Origin of the sequence: Rahnella sikkimica (assembly GCF_002951615.1) — a bacterium.
GTDB lineage: Bacteria > Pseudomonadota > Gammaproteobacteria > Enterobacterales > Enterobacteriaceae > Rahnella > Rahnella sikkimica.
This window is the reverse complement of the sequence record NZ_CP019063.1, coordinates 180999-196905: the sequence shown is the minus strand read 5'-3', so window position 1 is coordinate 196905 and position 15907 is coordinate 180999. Positions and strand designations below refer to the sequence as shown.

The 15907-nt window shown below is 50.1% G+C and carries 12 protein-coding genes; 5 read left to right on the top strand and 7 right to left on the bottom strand.

Annotated elements, in window-relative coordinates; genetic code table 11:
* Positions 1-42: 42 nt before the first annotated feature.
* The 6 genes from mtr to BV494_RS22230 form a co-directional block, all read right to left on the bottom strand.
* Positions 43-1287 (bottom strand): tryptophan permease, encoded by a 1245-nt coding sequence (mtr, locus tag BV494_RS22260; protein WP_104924991.1) that lies wholly within the window; start codon positions 1285-1287, stop codon positions 43-45.
* A gap of 975 nt (positions 1288-2262) precedes the next feature.
* A complete protein-coding gene (locus BV494_RS22250) occupies positions 2263-3012 on the bottom strand; it encodes a pirin family protein (RefSeq protein ID WP_104924989.1) in 750 nt (249 codons plus the stop codon).
* 91 nt (positions 3013-3103) lie between these two features.
* Positions 3104-6043: an HD domain-containing phosphohydrolase gene (locus BV494_RS22245; protein WP_104925272.1), complete on the bottom strand. Its 2940-nt coding sequence runs from the start codon at positions 6041-6043 to the stop codon at positions 3104-3106.
* A 117-nt stretch (positions 6044-6160) separates the two neighbouring features.
* On the bottom strand, positions 6161-7918 hold the full coding sequence (locus BV494_RS22240) for an ABC-F family ATP-binding cassette domain-containing protein (protein ID WP_104924988.1): 1758 nt from the start codon (positions 7916-7918) through the stop codon (positions 6161-6163).
* Between the two features lie 290 nt (positions 7919-8208).
* Positions 8209-9447, bottom strand: coding sequence for an MFS transporter (locus BV494_RS22235; RefSeq protein WP_104924987.1), 1239 nt, complete (start codon positions 9445-9447; stop codon positions 8209-8211).
* Between the two features lie 284 nt (positions 9448-9731).
* Positions 9732-10409 (bottom strand): SDR family oxidoreductase, encoded by a 678-nt coding sequence (locus BV494_RS22230; RefSeq protein ID WP_104924986.1) that lies wholly within the window; start codon positions 10407-10409, stop codon positions 9732-9734.
* 516 nt (positions 10410-10925) lie between these two features.
* Here BV494_RS22230 and BV494_RS22225 point away from each other — a divergent pair.
* From BV494_RS22225 to BV494_RS22205, 5 genes are all read left to right on the top strand, one after another.
* On the top strand, positions 10926-11405 hold the full coding sequence (locus BV494_RS22225; protein WP_104924985.1) for an Hcp family type VI secretion system effector: 480 nt from the start codon (positions 10926-10928) through the stop codon (positions 11403-11405).
* 14 nt (positions 11406-11419) lie between these two features.
* Positions 11420-12307 (top strand): hypothetical protein, encoded by an 888-nt coding sequence (locus tag BV494_RS22220; protein ID WP_104924984.1) that lies wholly within the window; start codon positions 11420-11422, stop codon positions 12305-12307.
* Position 12308: 1 nt separating this feature from the next.
* A complete protein-coding gene (locus BV494_RS26370) occupies positions 12309-12764 on the top strand; it encodes a DUF1240 domain-containing protein (RefSeq protein ID WP_104924983.1) in 456 nt (151 codons plus the stop codon).
* Positions 12761-13213 carry a DUF1240 domain-containing protein gene (locus BV494_RS22210; protein WP_104924982.1) on the top strand — a complete coding sequence of 151 codons (453 nt, stop codon included), beginning with the start codon at positions 12761-12763 and terminating at the stop codon, positions 13211-13213. Before BV494_RS26370 ends, BV494_RS22210 begins: the two co-directional genes overlap by 4 nt.
* 132 nt (positions 13214-13345) lie before the next feature.
* Positions 13346-14116 (top strand): DUF3750 domain-containing protein, encoded by a 771-nt coding sequence (locus tag BV494_RS22205; RefSeq protein WP_104924981.1) that lies wholly within the window; start codon positions 13346-13348, stop codon positions 14114-14116.
* A 64-nt stretch (positions 14117-14180) separates the two neighbouring features.
* Here BV494_RS22205 and BV494_RS22200 read toward each other — a convergent pair whose 3' ends face one another.
* Positions 14181-15866 (bottom strand): NAD-dependent malic enzyme, encoded by a 1686-nt coding sequence (locus tag BV494_RS22200; RefSeq protein WP_104925271.1) that lies wholly within the window; start codon positions 15864-15866, stop codon positions 14181-14183.
* Positions 15867-15907: the final 41 nt, after the last annotated feature.

Genomic DNA, 15907 nt, shown 5'->3' with positions numbered 1-15907 from the left:
AAGCCATGCCGGAAGACATGGCTCGAAACGGTATTATGCCTTTCAGTGATAAACGGGCAACAGATTCAAACTGGACAGAATATGTACGCCCGCATTGAGCACACCAAACAGCAATACCAGCACAATCATTTTATTTCCGCCCCATACGCGGTACAGCGGGCTGCCGAAGCGCTCACGTGACGCGCGAGCCATCAGCGCCGGAACAATCACTGCCCAGACGGTGGCCGCCAGGCCCGCAAAGCCGATGGCGTAGATAAAGCCGTCCGGGTAAATCACACCGCCAATGATAGGCGGAATAAAGGTCACCAGCGCCGTTTTAAAGCGTCCTGTGCGGCTGTCATTAAACCCAAAGAGATCCGCCAGATAGTCGAACAGCCCGAGCGTTACGCCGAGGAATGAACAGGCCACGGCAAAGTTTGAGAAGATAGTCAGCAGCAGATCTAATCCTTCGCTGTTCAAAATCTGGCTCAGCGACTGCACCAGCACGTCGATGTTGCCGCCACGGGCTGCAATCCCGACAAACTCAGGGCGAGGAATATTTCCCATCGTCCCCAGCATCCAGATGATGTACAACCCCAGCGCCATCAGCGTGCCTAAAAGCAGGCATTTTTTTATGATCTGCGGATTCTTGCCGTAATACTTCATCAGGCTGGGCACATTGCCGTGATAGCCGAAGGACGCGAGACAGAAGGGCAGCGTCGCCAGTACATACGGCATGTAACTCGGGTTGATTTCGGCGCTGTTCAGTAAATTCACCGGCTTGATGTGCCACAGCAGGCTGCCGAAGGTCAGGAAGAACGCGATGATTTTTGCACCCAGAACGATAGCCGTCATGCGGCTCACCGCGCGCGTGCTCAGCCAGACAATAAACGCCACGGCAAGCGCCGTCAGCAGCCCGCCCAGACGCGGGGAGAAGCTCACCGACATTTCGCGCATCGTATGCGTGATCACGGAGCCGCTGGCCGAGATATAGGCATACGTCAGGATATACAGCACGAATGCGATGGTTACGCCGTTTAGCCGGTTCCAGTTTTTGCCCAGCAAATCGCCGGTCACTGTGTTGAAGCTCGAACCCACCGGATAATTCAGATTAGCTTCCAGAATCATCAGGCCGGAATGCAGCATGCAGAACCAGGTAAAAATCAGCGCCGCGACTGACCAGAAAAACCAGGCACCGGACATCACCACCGGCAGAGAAAACATCCCGGCTCCAATAATGGTTCCTCCGATAATCATTGCGCCACCCAGCACAGAGCGTTGTGGGGTGGTCACGGAAAGCGTCGCCATAGTGCGGTTCCTCGCGTGGCTTTTATCACGATTCGTTCAAGAATTGCTGTAAAAGAATTGATGGGGGAAATAGCCATAAAACACGTTTTTATCCTGCCTTATTGGCCTTACGCGCCGCAATATAGTGCATATTGCGCCAGATGTACACTGCTGAACTAGTTTGCTGGTACAAAACTACCGACTGATACGGATGCCGGGTTATGCGCTCATCGAAATGTTTCTGAAGGATGAAAATTTTGGATTTTTTAGGTTAATGCTCTTACCGGATTTTCGGGTGCAGATCACATTTTTTATTATTATTTCTTATCAAAAAAGAGATGAAAAACCTGTACTTAAATACAGTGTTGACACACTGTTTATAACGAGTAGATTAGAACTCAGCCCCGCAGAGAAATGAAAGTAAGATTTTATTTCCCGGTGCATTTAACAAGTTGATAAACTTGTCAGTTATGAGATGCGATAAAGGCTACGAAGTATTTTTGTTTGGGTGATTCAATATCAGGCGACATTCTGAAGTCTGTGAGATGATGCTTTAAGGCCACGCAGTAAATCTGTGTAATCGCATCATGTGGACGAAAGCGCGATGATGTAACGCCTTGTAATTAAGAGTAATGTTCGCGATTTGGGTACGTAAGTCTGAAATCGAGAATATCGCGAAGAGAGTAAGGTCACGCATCAAAGAGTCTATATCGCGAGGGTGATGTACTCATTTATCCTGACCTGAAAAATCAGGGGAATGAAATGAACAGGATAACGATGTTATTCCACAAAATTGTAGGAGGATAGCGTTACCCAGCTTCAAAAATATATCCTGTGAAACGATGTACATCTTTAGAAGTAAGTATCTGTAATTAAGTTGATGAATGTTTAATACTAACTTGATAGTCCCTTAAAAGCCCTGGCAATAACTTGCTGGGGCTTTTTCATTTATCACGCTGTAATAACTCGGATTATTCGTAGCGCTAACCCGCAGTCTTATTTCACGTTACCAAACTTACCGCTGATGGTACCTTCCAGAACCGCTTCCGCGTCCAGATACACCAGAAAACAGACCAGCGTGGTATCTGTCGTGGCCGTTGCTGGCGTCAGCGCGCTGGCTTCATCGCTGATCGCATCACCTTTAGCCAGTGTGTGACCGCCGAGGGTGATTTCGCCGTCCATAACATACAGCCATTGCGCAAAATCCTTGTGCGAAGGGATCTCCAGGGTCGCGTTCGCCTCCAGACGGGTATCGTAAATGTAGATTGCCTGACAGATTTCCAGCGGAGACTCTATGCCTTCCGGCGCAGCAATCAGCGTCCACTTGTTTTGCTTCACGCCCTCCGGCCTGTCCATAAACTGTACGCGGCCCTCGAGATTCGCTTTGCGCGGGCGAATGAATATTTGCAGCATTTCAGCCGAAACCAGTGGCGTGGATTCTTCATGCCAGAAGCTTTCCCCGGCATTCATCATCATCAGTTTTTTCGGCGACAGGGAAACGCGGTGACCGGTGGAATCTTCATGAACCATCGAGCCGCGCCACAGATAACTGAGGATCTCGTCGTTATTATGCTCATGCATTTTCACCAGAGTTCCCTGCTCGAGATTCGCGTGGTCGATGACACTCAGCGGGCCGAACGCATCGTCACCGCGCTCGGGCAGGATCTGCCCCGGACGCATGCGCCGGATCCGGAACGGGCCATATTCGAAAGTCGTTTTAGGTTCAGCACGTAATACGTTAAACATGTTTTCTCCGGCAGCTCATTTTTGGGTCTCTGGCCAGTCTACCAAGGCGGCGGAGAGGGCGTGATCTTTTTGTTAATCACAGGGCGTTAGCTCACGCCGGGCTTTCTTCACGAGGGATATCTTCAATGTATTGCGGGCCGATTTTTGCCAGCAGAGCAGCGATATCGACGCTACCGGTTTTCTCTGGATCTAAATAGGTTTGGGCATATTCGCGCCAGATACCCGATTGCAGGAACAGGATGAACAAATCCCTGTCCAGATGATGTTCGTTCACCATACTGACCATGATATTCAGGGCTTCCGAGAGCAGTTTTCCTGGTTTGTAAGGCCGGTCGGCGGCGGTCAGCGCCTCGAAAACATCCGCAATCGCCATCATCCTGACCTGAATACTCATCTGCGTGTAATTAAGCTGAAACGGATAGCCTTTGCCGTCGACGCGCTCATGATGCCCGCCCGCAATCACCGGCACATTGGACATGGTGCGCGGGAACGGCAGATTTTCGAGCATAATAATGGTCTGCATAATGTGTTCGTTGATTTTGTAACGTTCCTCGTCGTTCAGGGTGCCACGGCGGATTGCCAGGTTATAGATTTCGCCATAGTTATACTGCAATTCCGGTTTTTTCAGTTTGAAATGGTAACTGTCGGCCTGTTTGCTGGCCCCATCGCGATAGACGATATGTTCTTCTTTGTCCGCCAGCATCGGTTCCTGAACCGGCAACGCCGGTTGCGGCTGGCGTTCTTTACGCATTAGCTCTTCGCGTGAAATACCGGCCGTATCTTCGAGCGTGCGCGTCCAGCGGTAACCGGCAATCTGATTGATTCGCGCCAGTGCCTCATCGGAAAGAAACTCGCTGCCGATATTACAGCGGGCAATAAAATAGAAATCATCGTCGAGCTGACGTATCGTCTCTTTCAGCGTCAGCGCCTCTGCGCTCCCGGCGGGATGACTAGAATACTGGCGTAAGAATTCAATTTCCTTCTCACGTTTCAGCAACTCAAAGCGCATACGGATCTCGTGAATACGGTTGTAAATCAGCTCCAGTTTGGTGGCTTTATCCACCACCGCTTCGGGCGTGGTGATCTTCCCGCAATCATGCAGCCAGCAGGCAGTATGCAATTCCTCCCACTCGTTTTCAGAAAGCGTAAAACTGGCGAAAGGCCCTGCACGGCTTTCCACGGCTGCTTTGGCCAGCATTTTGGTGATGACCGGCACGCGCTGGCAGTGGCCGCCGGTATACGCGCTTTTCTCATCGATGGCACCGGCGATCAACCTGATGAAGGCGTTCATCAGATTTTTTTGTTCCACCAGCAGATGCTGCGCTTCAATCGCCACGGATAACATCCCGACCAGCGAATTGATCAGCTGGACTTTGGCGTTTTCCTGCTTGTCGCTGAGCGTGGTGGTATTGAAAAGTAACAGAAAACCCAGAAGCTGGTTATCGTGCGTCTGCATTGGAACCGCGACGTAGCGCAGGGGAAAATGCGGATGGAAGAAGGCCTGTAAAGGCGCAGGAATGGTTTCCTGCGTGAGGATCCCGCTGAGGGTCTGGCCTTTGAGTATTTTCCAGAATTCACTGCAACGTTCGTTATCCACTTCGAGAGGCGAGATACCGGCGAGTTCAATATTTTCATCGCGCCACCGGAATGCCACGGGTGTGAAAAGATTCATGTCCTGATTGGCAAGAAAGACCATTCCTCCGGTCATGTCAGCTATTTCCGTGGTTTCCGTTAACAGCCCCTGCATTTGCTGAGTAAAGTTATTCTTAACGGTCAACATACGGCCCATAGAGATGAATTTGGTCAGCGTGAGTTTCATTTTTGCCATCGCGGTATGTAAATCATCCACCTCCTCAATCACAGAGCCTTTTATGGAATGGGTTTCTGTCTCGAAGTGCAAATTGCTGATCGCTTCTGCATCTTTTCGCAGGCTGACCAGCGGACGGGAAATTTTACGCGAAAAATACCAGATAACCGGCAGGCTGAGTAACAGCAATAAGAAAGCAATCAGCGTGGAGCGGTTACTGATCGCACTGGCATTTGCGGTCAGAAAAGCCGAAGGCGTGGCGATCGCCAGGCGATAGTCGTTTCCCATGCTGCGAATATTGATGACAGAACCGTACCAGTCTTGATTATCCGCGCGAAAAAGGCGGCTGTTTCCGGCATTGCCCTGCGATAACAGTGGTTGCAAAACGGGCAGATTTCCTGCCATCAGGCCACCGTTATTTGCGTGTTTCTGTTCGGGGTCGCTGGCGATGATTTCGCCGGACTCTGATAATATCGCCGCCTGGCTGCCCGGCGGTAATCCCTGTTGCTGCAAGAATGCGGACAGTGAAGCGAGGGAAACGTCGAGTCCTATCACTGCGTGCTGATTATCAGCCTGCTGGCTGTAGGTAAAACCGGTTTCGCCGGTCCCTTTGAAAATATAATTGGGCGACGTAATCAGCCCTTTTTCTGCACTGGCCAGCGTGAACCATTTTCTGCCACGCGGATCGTAATTGTCGTAAGGCACAGTGCCCGAAGAAATCACGTTTTGCTGATTATCTAAAAAGAACTCTTTTTTCTCAGGTGTCGTTAAATCAAACCGGTAGTTTTGTGCAAGCCATTGCGCGCTGGTCGGGGCATTAAATAACGCGCGATTCTGACTGGTTAAGCGCCGGAGAATAAAGAAATCGCCGTTGGAATAAGCGCAGTAGACCGAACTGGCATAATTATTCTGCTGTAATACCATAATGAAAGTGCTCACCCGCGCCATGCGTTCTGTTTCAGTTAGCGCTGCGGTGATGGGCATTTTTGTCAGAATATCTACCGACGTCGCCATATTACGTGTCACGGAATTCAGCTCACTGGCGATGGCTTCACCCGTTTTCTGATACTGCTGATGCGTGCTGACTTCGGTCAGTTTTGTCAGCTGAGTGTGGCTGAACAGAATAATAATGCAGCCGATCGAAACAATTAAAAACGTAAAAAGGGCTGTGATCTGGATGTGTAACGGATACCGATTTTTTAGTTTTTTAATACGGGTTTTCATGCTGTGTTCCCCGGAAAAATGTTTCTGCTTTTTAAGCATACTCGACGCGGGTGAAAGCGACAGGCGGGCATGATAAAAGGCCGCATTTCTGCGGCCTCGAAGGGTTTTTCAGACGTACTACGTCAAATCCAGCAAGGCACTGAGTTCAGTGATTTGCTGCTGCCACTGGCGTTGCAGTTCTGGTTTCTGATGTCTGGGTTTTCGCGCCAGATCTTCTTCCAGTTTACTTTCCAGCTCCAGCAGCGTCGCCAGCCAGTGTTCTTCTTCGGTTTCGGGAACCGCAGAGGTCGCCGTCTGTGGTTTTACTGCTGCCGGGGAATCGGGTACTGGCGTCTGGGCCAGAATCGCGTAGACCGGCGCAAGACTGTGCCATTCCTCAAGCTGTTGCTGATGAATAAGCCAGAAGCGATTACAACTTTGCCCGATGAGCGTCCGGTCGTGAGAAACCAGCAAGACAGCGCCGCTGAAGGTTTTCAGCGTTTCCGCCAGCTCCTCTTTGCCTTCTATATCCAGATGGTTGGTCGGCTCATCGAGCAGTAACAGTGAGTAATTCGCCAGCGTCAGCGCGATAAACAGCAGCCTTGAACGCTCGCCGCCGCTCAGCGTACTGACTTTTTGCTGATGGCGAAGATACGGAAAACCGGCACCGATCAGCGCCATTTTCCGCTGTTCTTCGGTCAGCGCCATTTTCCGCTGTTCTTCGGTCAGCGGCGCAAAGTGTGCCAGCGCATCAGACAGCGAATCCTCATCCCGCAACTGCCGCAGACTTTGGTCGTAATACCCTGCGCGAACTTTGGGATGAAAAATCACGCCCTCAGCAACGGTTTCCGGCTGACTGAAAGCCTGCCACAAATGATGCAGCAGCGATGATTTACCGCAGCCGTTGCGGCCGACCAGCGCGATACGGTCGCCGCTTTTCACCCGCAGTTCGCCCAGTTCAAACAAGACCGGCGCGTCAGGTGCAGGCCGGATCTGTAAGGCAGAAAGCGCCAGCACGCGATCCGCCGGTAGGGCTTCACCGCGCAGCCGCAGTTGCCACTGATTGCCCGCTGTCACGTCGGTTTGATCTTCCTTCATCCGGTCGATCTGCTTTTCCATTTGCTTGGCCTTGCGGGCCAGACCTTCGTTGTCATATACGCTGCCCCAGACCGCCAGCCGTTTAGCACTCAGGGTGACCCGGTCAATCTCCTTTTGTTCGGCTCTTCTGCGCAACGCGTCCGCCGCATCTTTTTCGGCCAGCGCCTGACGGGCCGAAGAGCAGGGGAGACGGATGAATTGCAGCGTTTTGTCGCGCAGGATCCAGGTGCAGTTGGTGACATTGTCCAGCAGGCTGCGGTCGTGGGAAACCAGTACAAAACTGCCGCCCCAGTTTTGCAGGAACTGCTCGAGCCACAGCAAAGTCGGCAGATCCAGATGGTTACTCGGCTCATCCAGCAGCAGTAAATCCGGTTGCCGGATCAACGCCCGCGCCAGCATCAGCCGCGTATGTTGCCCGCCGCTGAGCGTTCCGGCGACCAGACTCCAGGTTTTTTCTTCAAAGCCAAGTGAGGCGAGCAAGACTTCGGCCTGCCAGCGTTCCGGCTGATGAAGGCTGCCGGGCAAATGATTTTGCACCGCGTCAATCAGCGTTGCATCCTGCAATGCCGCCGGAAGATGCTGTTCCACCGTCGCCATAATGCACTGATTCGCCAGCGTCAGCGTGCCGGACGTGGCCGCCAGTTCGCCGTTCAGGATTTTCAGAAGGGTACTTTTCCCGCAGCCGTTATGGCCGATAAGCCCGATGCGGTCGCCTTTTTTCAGGCCAAAAGAAATCTCCGTCAGCAAAGGACCGAAGGAATTATCGAAGGATAAGGATTGTGCAGATAATAATGTCATGGCGCTTACTCAAGTTTTACAGGCAAACAAATGCCTTTCGTCAATAAAGCCGACGATAACCGGTAAGCCGGAGGGAAGTTCTCAGATTGTCAGTTAGCTTCGCTCAAGCAGGTTATCGCAGCACGATACCGGTAACGCTTGAGCAGTGACGATCGCTAAGGACGAGTGAAATTAAAAAAACTTCACGTGTCAGCATGGCAATCCTCCTTATGTATTCAGTTGGTGAATGAATGGGCTGATTATATTAGGGATTTTCGAATTGTTCCAGTGTCAAATATCCCCGTTAAACGTTACGGTGTCACCACATCATTTTCAAGTTTCTGGCGTTTACGCAAAGCCGGGAACCCGATCATCCATAAGCCGACCACAATCAGCGTGCCGACGCCGCCAATCGCTGCGGCAGGCACTGCGCCGACCCAGGCGGCCATCAGGCCAGATTCAAATTCACCGAGCTGATTGGAGGTGTTGATGAAGATTGAGTTTACGGCGCTGACGCGGCCGCGCATATCGTCGGGCGTATCCAGCTGAACCAGCGCGCCACGAATGACCATGCTGATCATGTCGAAACCGCCGAGCGCAAACAGTGCCAGCATCGAAAGCCATAACGAGGTCGAGAACGCGAAAACGAGTGTCGCGACGCCGAAACCGGCTACTGCCGTAAACATGGTCATCCCGACGTTACGTTTCAGCGCACGATGGCTCAGCCAGAACCCGACGATTAAGCCGCCGACCGCTGGCGCGCCGCGTAGTAATCCCAAACCCCACGGGCCGGTGTGCAGAATATCGTGGGCAAAAATCGGCAACAACGCCGTCGCGCCGCCAAGCAGTACAGCAAATAAATCCAGTGAAATGACGCCCAGAACGTCCGGCCGGTTGCGGATGAAACTGATACCGGCAAACAGCGTTTTGAACGTAGCCGGAACACGGCGCGGTGGCGCCTGTTCATAACGTAACCGGCTGACCATCACGATTGACAGCAGATACAGCACGGCGCAGACCGAATACGCCACGCCCGCCCCGGCGACATACAGAAAACCGCCCAGCGCCGGGCCGACCATCGCCGCCGCCTGGCCGGATACGCTGTTTGCCGCCATCGCGCGCGCCAGTAAATGCGGCGGAACCAGCGCCGGGAGCATTGACTGCAACGACGGCGCTTCCATGGCTTTCGCGGTCGAGATGATGAAAATCAGCCCGAGTATGATCACTTCATTGACGTGATGCGTGAGCGACAACCAGGCCAGCGCAGCAATCGCCAGCCACTCGACCATCTGCCCGAGTAACACAACGCGGCGACGATCAAACTGGTCGGCCACGTGCCCGGCGACCAGCGCCAGCGCAACCGAGGGGAAAAACTGCACCAGCCCGATCAACCCGAGATCAAACGCCCGTCCGGTGATCGAATAGATTTGCCAGCTCACCACAATAGAAAGCATCTGGAAACCAAAACTGGACGCCGCACGGGCTATCCAGAACGCGACGAACGAACGATGTTGTAACAGCGAATCCGAATCCACTGAGGATGAAGGCATGACAAATCCCTGAAGGAAGCAAGTTTATGCGCCGCGTCTGAGTCTTATTTTGGGATAAGTTAGCCCGGCAATTATTGTGTCTACAAATTATTAACAACCAACCGACCGGTCTAGTTTTACCACAAAAGGGAAGCATCACAAAAAGTTCAGCAAACCGTCATTAAATGCCATTTTGCGTTCACATTGTGAAGAAGGAATGGAGTTCGTGCGCAAGGGGGGTCATCTGTATTTCAGAAATAAAAACGGCCTCACATGAGGCCGTCAGCGTGCGGTGAACCGCAAATTTACCAGCGAAGTTTCCGGCCGGAATATTCCACAAAGTGGTGACCGCCTTTGCTACGGTAAGCGTCGAACTGATCGACAATCCCGGTGGCGCTTTCTTCTACGGTCAGCGTGGCATCTTCGCCGCCCATATCGGTTTTCACCCAACCCGGATGAACGGATAACAGCGTCAGTTCCTGCTTTTCAGTGGCTTCCTGCAAACCGCGCGTCAGCATATTCAGTGCGGCTTTACTGGCGGAATACAGCGGATAGGTGGCGACTTCGTTTTCATTGAGGCTCGACAGTTCTGAGGTCATTAGCGCCAGCACGCCGGTGCGGTGTTTCAGCAGGGGAAGAAATTCAGCCGCAGTGCGGACAGGAGAAATGGCGTTGGTCAGAAACAGCTGAATAATCTCTTCGTCGGTGGCCTGATTAATGTCCTGATGGCCGGGGCCAAACACGCCTGCATTCACAAAAATCAGATCAAAGCGGCTTTCGGAAAGCGCATCTTTAACGGCTTCCCTGGCTTCGGATTTATTTATATCCAGTTTTACCCAGTCAACTGAAGCGGGGCTTTTTGCCGGAACGGCAGCCCGCGTTGTCGCCGTCACCTGCCAGCCGCGTTTTGCCAGGACATCCACCACACCCAAACCAATGCCACGTGAAGCGCCGATGATCAATGCTTTCTTAGAGTCAGTCATATTCATCCTTTTTATATTCAATGCGTTAACGTCAATGTGTTGTTTTCAGAAAACCTGCAGATCTTTAAAACGTTAGTTGAAGTATGAGACAGCATCGCGCCATCAACAATGGGCTGGAGTCCGATTTTCAATTGGGGATGTTTTTTCTAAAAAAAACAGAGCCTGAGTCACGAAATATAACCTGCACCCTGATTTATTCACTGTTGAGGGAAAAAACTATATCTGTGAGGTGTGCTGGGTTTTATTGCTTGTTTCATTTAGCTGTATATATATATTTTTAATTCACATTGATTGCGTGAATAATAATATCCCTTAATATAAAACCGCCTGACAAATAACTTGTTTTTTAAATTTTTTAGGAACAAAATCCTCCGCATATTTTTATATAATTCATTAATAGGCTCTCTAAGTTATTTTAATTATTTAAAACAGTAATGGGGGAAAGTTATCGCTAAAGTTGACATAATTTTCTAAATGGAAAGTATCACTCATTCAAATAATGCATAAGGGACGAATATGGCAAACTTAACATATCTGACATTAAACGGGCAAACTCAGGGGTTGATCTCTGCTGGCTGTTCATCACTGGATTCCATTGGCAATAAAGCGCAAATTGCAAATATTGATAATATCATGGTCTACAGTCTGAAACATTCACTAACCCGTGACCAGAACGTTAATCATCACGAAATGACTATTCTTAAGCCCATCGACAAATCCTCCCCGCTGTTGGGAAAAGCGATCACAGACAATGAAATCCTCACCTGTGATTTATACCTGTACCGCACCAATAAAGTCGGTATGGGCGAATGCTATTACAAAGTGAAATTAACCGGTGCCAGGATTACGAGTATCGATTTCATTGTGCCGCACTGCATTCTCGAGAGCGAAGGCGAAGCGCAGGAAAGAGTCAGTTTCAGCTATGAAACCATCACATGGGAACACTGCATAGCCGGTACCAGTGCTTACAGTTTATGGAATGAACGCGTTTATTAAGAAAGGAAAATAAAATGTCAGAACTAACGGATGCAGCTTACTGGCGGCGGGTCAATGCTGGCAAAAAAATATTGATGGGGGAGGACTCGTTTAACTCTTTCCCCAGCATGAATCCTGTGCAGCGCGATATGGCTTTCGCGAACGGCACATTTATTACCGAAACTCGCCATATCATGTTGCTGACGATGGAGGAGGCACAAGAGATTGTCGATACCCTGATGGGGGGCACGGATAAAATTTTCTCCTACAAACTGGCACCGGGTAACATTAAAGATATTCTGGAGGGCACTGCGAATATCAGTAATTTAATGACCTATAAGAATTCAGCCGGTGATCTGGTGTTTCATTTCAAATCGCTCGGCGTCCGGGCGATCGAATACACCTTCAAGGGAAAGTCTTACATAAAAATAACCGGGCGCGCCGGATTACGCCAGATACTCAAAGGCACCCGTTATGCGGTTAATCACCCGCAAATGCTGGAAATGGGCATCGGCTACCGGGGTATCGGTGGAGCACTTGTCAAAGGGATGAAATTCTGTATTTTTGCTTCCGTAGCCTGGCGGGCACTTGAACTGATCTTCAAATCTGATTATCACCTTGCCGATTTTCTTGTTGATGTTTCGGTGGATGCGGTAAAAACCATTGTAGCAGGAGTTGTTTTAGGAATTGCTGGCGGAATTTTGACTGTTATTGGTGCTCCTGTAGTTGTTTCAATATTTCTAGTTATAGTTGTTGGTATTTATTTAAACAAAGGACTGAATGAATTAGATGATAGTCTCGGGCTGTCTGTAAACTTAAAAGAAAAACTTCGGTTAGGCATTGCTGAGTATCAGAAAGTAAACGAATGGAATTTTAAAAACTCCAAGCTGTTTTTAAATACACCTGTCGAGTTTGGATATTGAAATGGTAAGTGACAATTTGTGGCAGTTCATTATTTTCAAGCTTTCTGCAATTTGCATGATCGCCTTTTGCGTGGGATTAATTTATCTTTGCACGGTTTTTATGGATATAGAGGATACTTACTCATTAATCTCATTAGGGGATATTATACAATATAACGGCAAGACAATTATTTGCATTGGAGGGGTTCCTCTTTTGATTTGGGTATTTTTCTTTTCATTGAGAACACTTTTGCATAAAGGAATAAAACCTCTAAAAAAAACCTCGTGGATTGGAAATGCCTGGTTAGGAATTAGTATAGCCTCCTGCTGCTTAGGATTTGTTATGTCCTTTATCATTCCTTTCATGTTTATGTTTTCATCCTATACCTCCTGCAATACAGATACACTCAGCAATTATTATGTCATTAACCCTGACTTATGTAAGACTATAGCTACGCATCGTTGGAGGGATAAATGAAAGATAATGATTTACAAAAACTGGTGCTTTATAAAATTTCAGCATTTTTAATGATGGCTATCTGCGTGGTTACTATTTACGTAATTTCCATTTACGTAGATTTATTTGGTGTTTGCTCGTTGTTTTTGCGCGGAGATATCATACAGTATAATGGGAAAGTGATTATATCTATCGGAGGGGTTCCTTTATTCATATGGATGTTCTTTTTTTCATTGAGAATACTATTACGTAAAGGGATGAAACAATTAAAAAAAGCTACTGTAATCGGAAATATTTGGTTAGGATTTAGTATAGCCTCATGCTGCTTAGGATTTGTTATGTCCTTTATCATTCCTTTCATATTAATGTTTTCATCCTACACTTCCTGCAATACAGATAAACTCGGCAGTTATTATGTTATTCACCCTAATTTATGCAGGACGATAGTTCCTCATGACAAGTTGAGATAATGAAATGACTCTTTTTTCAACCGTCTTTTGCTACAGAGTTTGTGATGCGCACCAGACTTTCACGTTGCCAGCCTTGTAATGAATGCGTACTGTTGTTCTTTCGAAATGGCTGACAAAAGTGAGTGAAAAAAAATGGCCGTGAAATGGATAATTCTCTGTTTTGTAGGGGTTTTGTTGCTGTCATTCGGTTACAGCTATGCCAGGGCGGCGCACACTAAAACGGAGCCTGCCAGCCAGAACTGGGCGACGGCGCGTCGTGATTCTGCGGGTATTGCGCCGGATCCGGTCAAACTGCGCAGTACCGCGATTGTTCAGATATATGCCGCACCGACGTATGGGTGGCGCGGGCTGGTGGCGGTACATCCGTGGATTATTTTTAAACGCGAAGGCGAAACGGCGTTTACTCGTTATGACGTCATCAGCTGGGGCAGCACGAACGTTGTTCGCCGCAATTATGCTATTCCTGACGGTTACTGGTTTGGCTCAAAGCCCAAATTACTGGTCGACCATCGCGGGGCTCAGGCTGAAGAGATGATCCCCAAAATTATCGCGGCGATAAAAAGTTATCCGTATCCGCATACCTATCACGCGTGGCCGGGCCCCAACAGCAACACGTTTATGGCGCACATTGGCCGTGAAGTGCCGGACTTGCAACTCGATATGCCGTCTAACGCTATCGGTAAAGATTATCGCGGTATCACAAATCCGATCGGTTTACCGCCTTCCGGGCGTGGCGTGCAGGTTTCTGTGCTGGGGCTTCTGGGTGTCACGCTTGGCGTTGAAGAAGGTGTTGAAGTGAATGTGTTAGGGCTGAATCTGGGAGTTGATTTCAAAAATCCGGCGCTGCGTTTGCCGTTTGTCGGGCGCGTCGGTTTTGATAATCCGCAAAATGCCGGGCTTTAGCGCATATTACAAGGATGTACTTCAGAATCAAAATGGCCGGCATCTCTGCCGGCCAGACAAACGATCAGAACGATGAATGCTTGTAAGACCGGTATTCGGGCTTCCAGAATTCAGTATCGAGACGGTTTAGCAGCGTCTCTTGCGACATTTCCGGTGCCACACCTTCCTGCTGTGCCACACGTGCGACTTCAGCGGCAATCACTTTCGACACATGCTGAATATCGGCGATAGCCGGTAACAGCGAACCTTTGCCGGTGGTTGCCAGCGGAGAAAGGCTGGCCAGCGCCTGACTGGCGGCCAGCAACATTCCGTCGGTAACGCGACGCGCCTTGGCGGCCAGGATCCCCAGACCTAAACCGGGGAAAATATAGGCATTGTTACATTGCGGGATCGGGTAAGTGTGATCCTGATAATGCACCGGTGCAAACGGGCTGCCGGTGGCCATCAGCGCGGCGCCTTCTGTCCACGCAATCACGTCCTGCGGGCGGGCTTCAGCGCGCGACGTCGGATTCGACAGCGGCATGATGATCGGATGGTGGCAGTTGTGGTGCATTTCGCGGATGATTTCTTCGGTGAACAGCCCCGGTTGCCCGGAAACGCCAATCAGAATCGTCGGTTTGGAGTTATGTACGACATCCTGCAACGAAATGTTTTGGGCATCGACTTTCCAGTGGGCAATGTTGGCTTTGCGCGTGACCAGCTTGCGCTGGAAAGCGAGCACGTTCGGCATGTCATCCGTCAGCAGGCCAAAGCGATCCACCATAAAGACCTGGCTGCGCGCTTCATCTTCCGTTGCACCTTCGGCAATCATCTGCGCAACAATTTTTTCTGCGATACCGCAGCCGGCAGAACCCGCGCCAAGGAAGGTTACGCGCTGGTCGCGCAGTTGCGTCCCGGCGGCATGGCTGGCGGCAATCAGGCAGCCCAGCGTGACAGCGGCGGTGCCCTGAATATCATCATTGAAGCAGCAAAGCTCATCACGATAACGCTCCAGCAAGGGCATCGCGTTGGTTTGCGCGAAATCTTCGAACTGAAGCAATACGTCCGGCCAGCGCGTTTTCACAGCCTGAATGAACATATCCATGAATTCATTGTACTCACCGTCGGTAATGCGCGGGTGGCGCCAGCCCATATACAGCGGGTCATCAAGGCGTTGCGCATTATTCGTGCCGACGTCAAGCATGATTGGTAACGTATTGGCCGGGTTGATCCCTCCACAGGAGGTGTACAACGAGAGTTTACCGATAGGAATACCCATCCCGCCGATGCCCTGATCGCCCAGCCCCAGAATGCGTTCGCCGTCGGTGACGACGATCACCCGGATGTCATTTTTGGAGAAGTTTTGCAGCATTTCATCGATGTTGTCGCGGTCCGGGTAGGAGATAAACAACCCTCTGGCGCGGCGGTAGATATCAGAGAAATGCTCGCACGCTTCGCCAACGGTCGGGGTGTAGATGATCGGCAGCATTTCTTCCAGATGGGAATTCACCAGGTTATAGAAGAGTGTTTCGTTGGTGTCCTGGATATTGCGCAGATAAACATGTTTGGAGATATCACGTTTGAATTCAGAGAATTGGGTGTAAGCGCGGTCGGTCTGTTCGCTGATGGTTTCCACCTGGTTTGGCAGCAATCCGTTCAGATTAAGCGCCAGACGTTCTTCGCGGCTGAAGGCCGAACCTTTGTTCAGCAGCGGATTTTCGAGTAACAGCGAACCGGTGTAATGCGTGTAGAGTGGGCGTTTTTTTAACATCATTAAGCCTTAGAGTTTGTACTCAGTGATTTCCTTCGGCG

What these genes read in the sequence shown, in the direction of transcription:
- mtr (WP_104924991.1), bottom strand. Translation starts at nt 1,287, where the DNA reads ATGGCGACGCTTTCCGTGACCACCCCACAACGCTCTGTGCTGGGTGGC.
- BV494_RS22250 (WP_104924989.1), bottom strand. Translation starts at nt 3,012, where the DNA reads ATGTTTAACGTATTACGTGCTGAACCTAAAACGACTTTCGAATATGGC.
- BV494_RS22245 (WP_104925272.1), bottom strand. Translation starts at nt 6,043, where the DNA reads ATGAAAACCCGTATTAAAAAACTAAAAAATCGGTATCCGTTACACATC.
- BV494_RS22240 (WP_104924988.1), bottom strand. Translation starts at nt 7,918, where the DNA reads ATGACATTATTATCTGCACAATCCTTATCCTTCGATAATTCCTTCGGT.
- BV494_RS22235 (WP_104924987.1), bottom strand. Translation starts at nt 9,447, where the DNA reads ATGCCTTCATCCTCAGTGGATTCGGATTCGCTGTTACAACATCGTTCG.
- BV494_RS22230 (WP_104924986.1), bottom strand. Translation starts at nt 10,409, where the DNA reads ATGACTGACTCTAAGAAAGCATTGATCATCGGCGCTTCACGTGGCATT.
- BV494_RS22225 (WP_104924985.1), top strand. Translation starts at nt 10,926, where the DNA reads ATGGCAAACTTAACATATCTGACATTAAACGGGCAAACTCAGGGGTTG.
- BV494_RS22220 (WP_104924984.1), top strand. Translation starts at nt 11,420, where the DNA reads ATGTCAGAACTAACGGATGCAGCTTACTGGCGGCGGGTCAATGCTGGC.
- BV494_RS26370 (WP_104924983.1), top strand. Translation starts at nt 12,309, where the DNA reads ATGGTAAGTGACAATTTGTGGCAGTTCATTATTTTCAAGCTTTCTGCA.
- BV494_RS22210 (WP_104924982.1), top strand. Translation starts at nt 12,761, where the DNA reads ATGAAAGATAATGATTTACAAAAACTGGTGCTTTATAAAATTTCAGCA.
- BV494_RS22205 (WP_104924981.1), top strand. Translation starts at nt 13,346, where the DNA reads ATGGCCGTGAAATGGATAATTCTCTGTTTTGTAGGGGTTTTGTTGCTG.
- BV494_RS22200 (WP_104925271.1), bottom strand. Translation starts at nt 15,866, where the DNA reads ATGTTAAAAAAACGCCCACTCTACACGCATTACACCGGTTCGCTGTTA.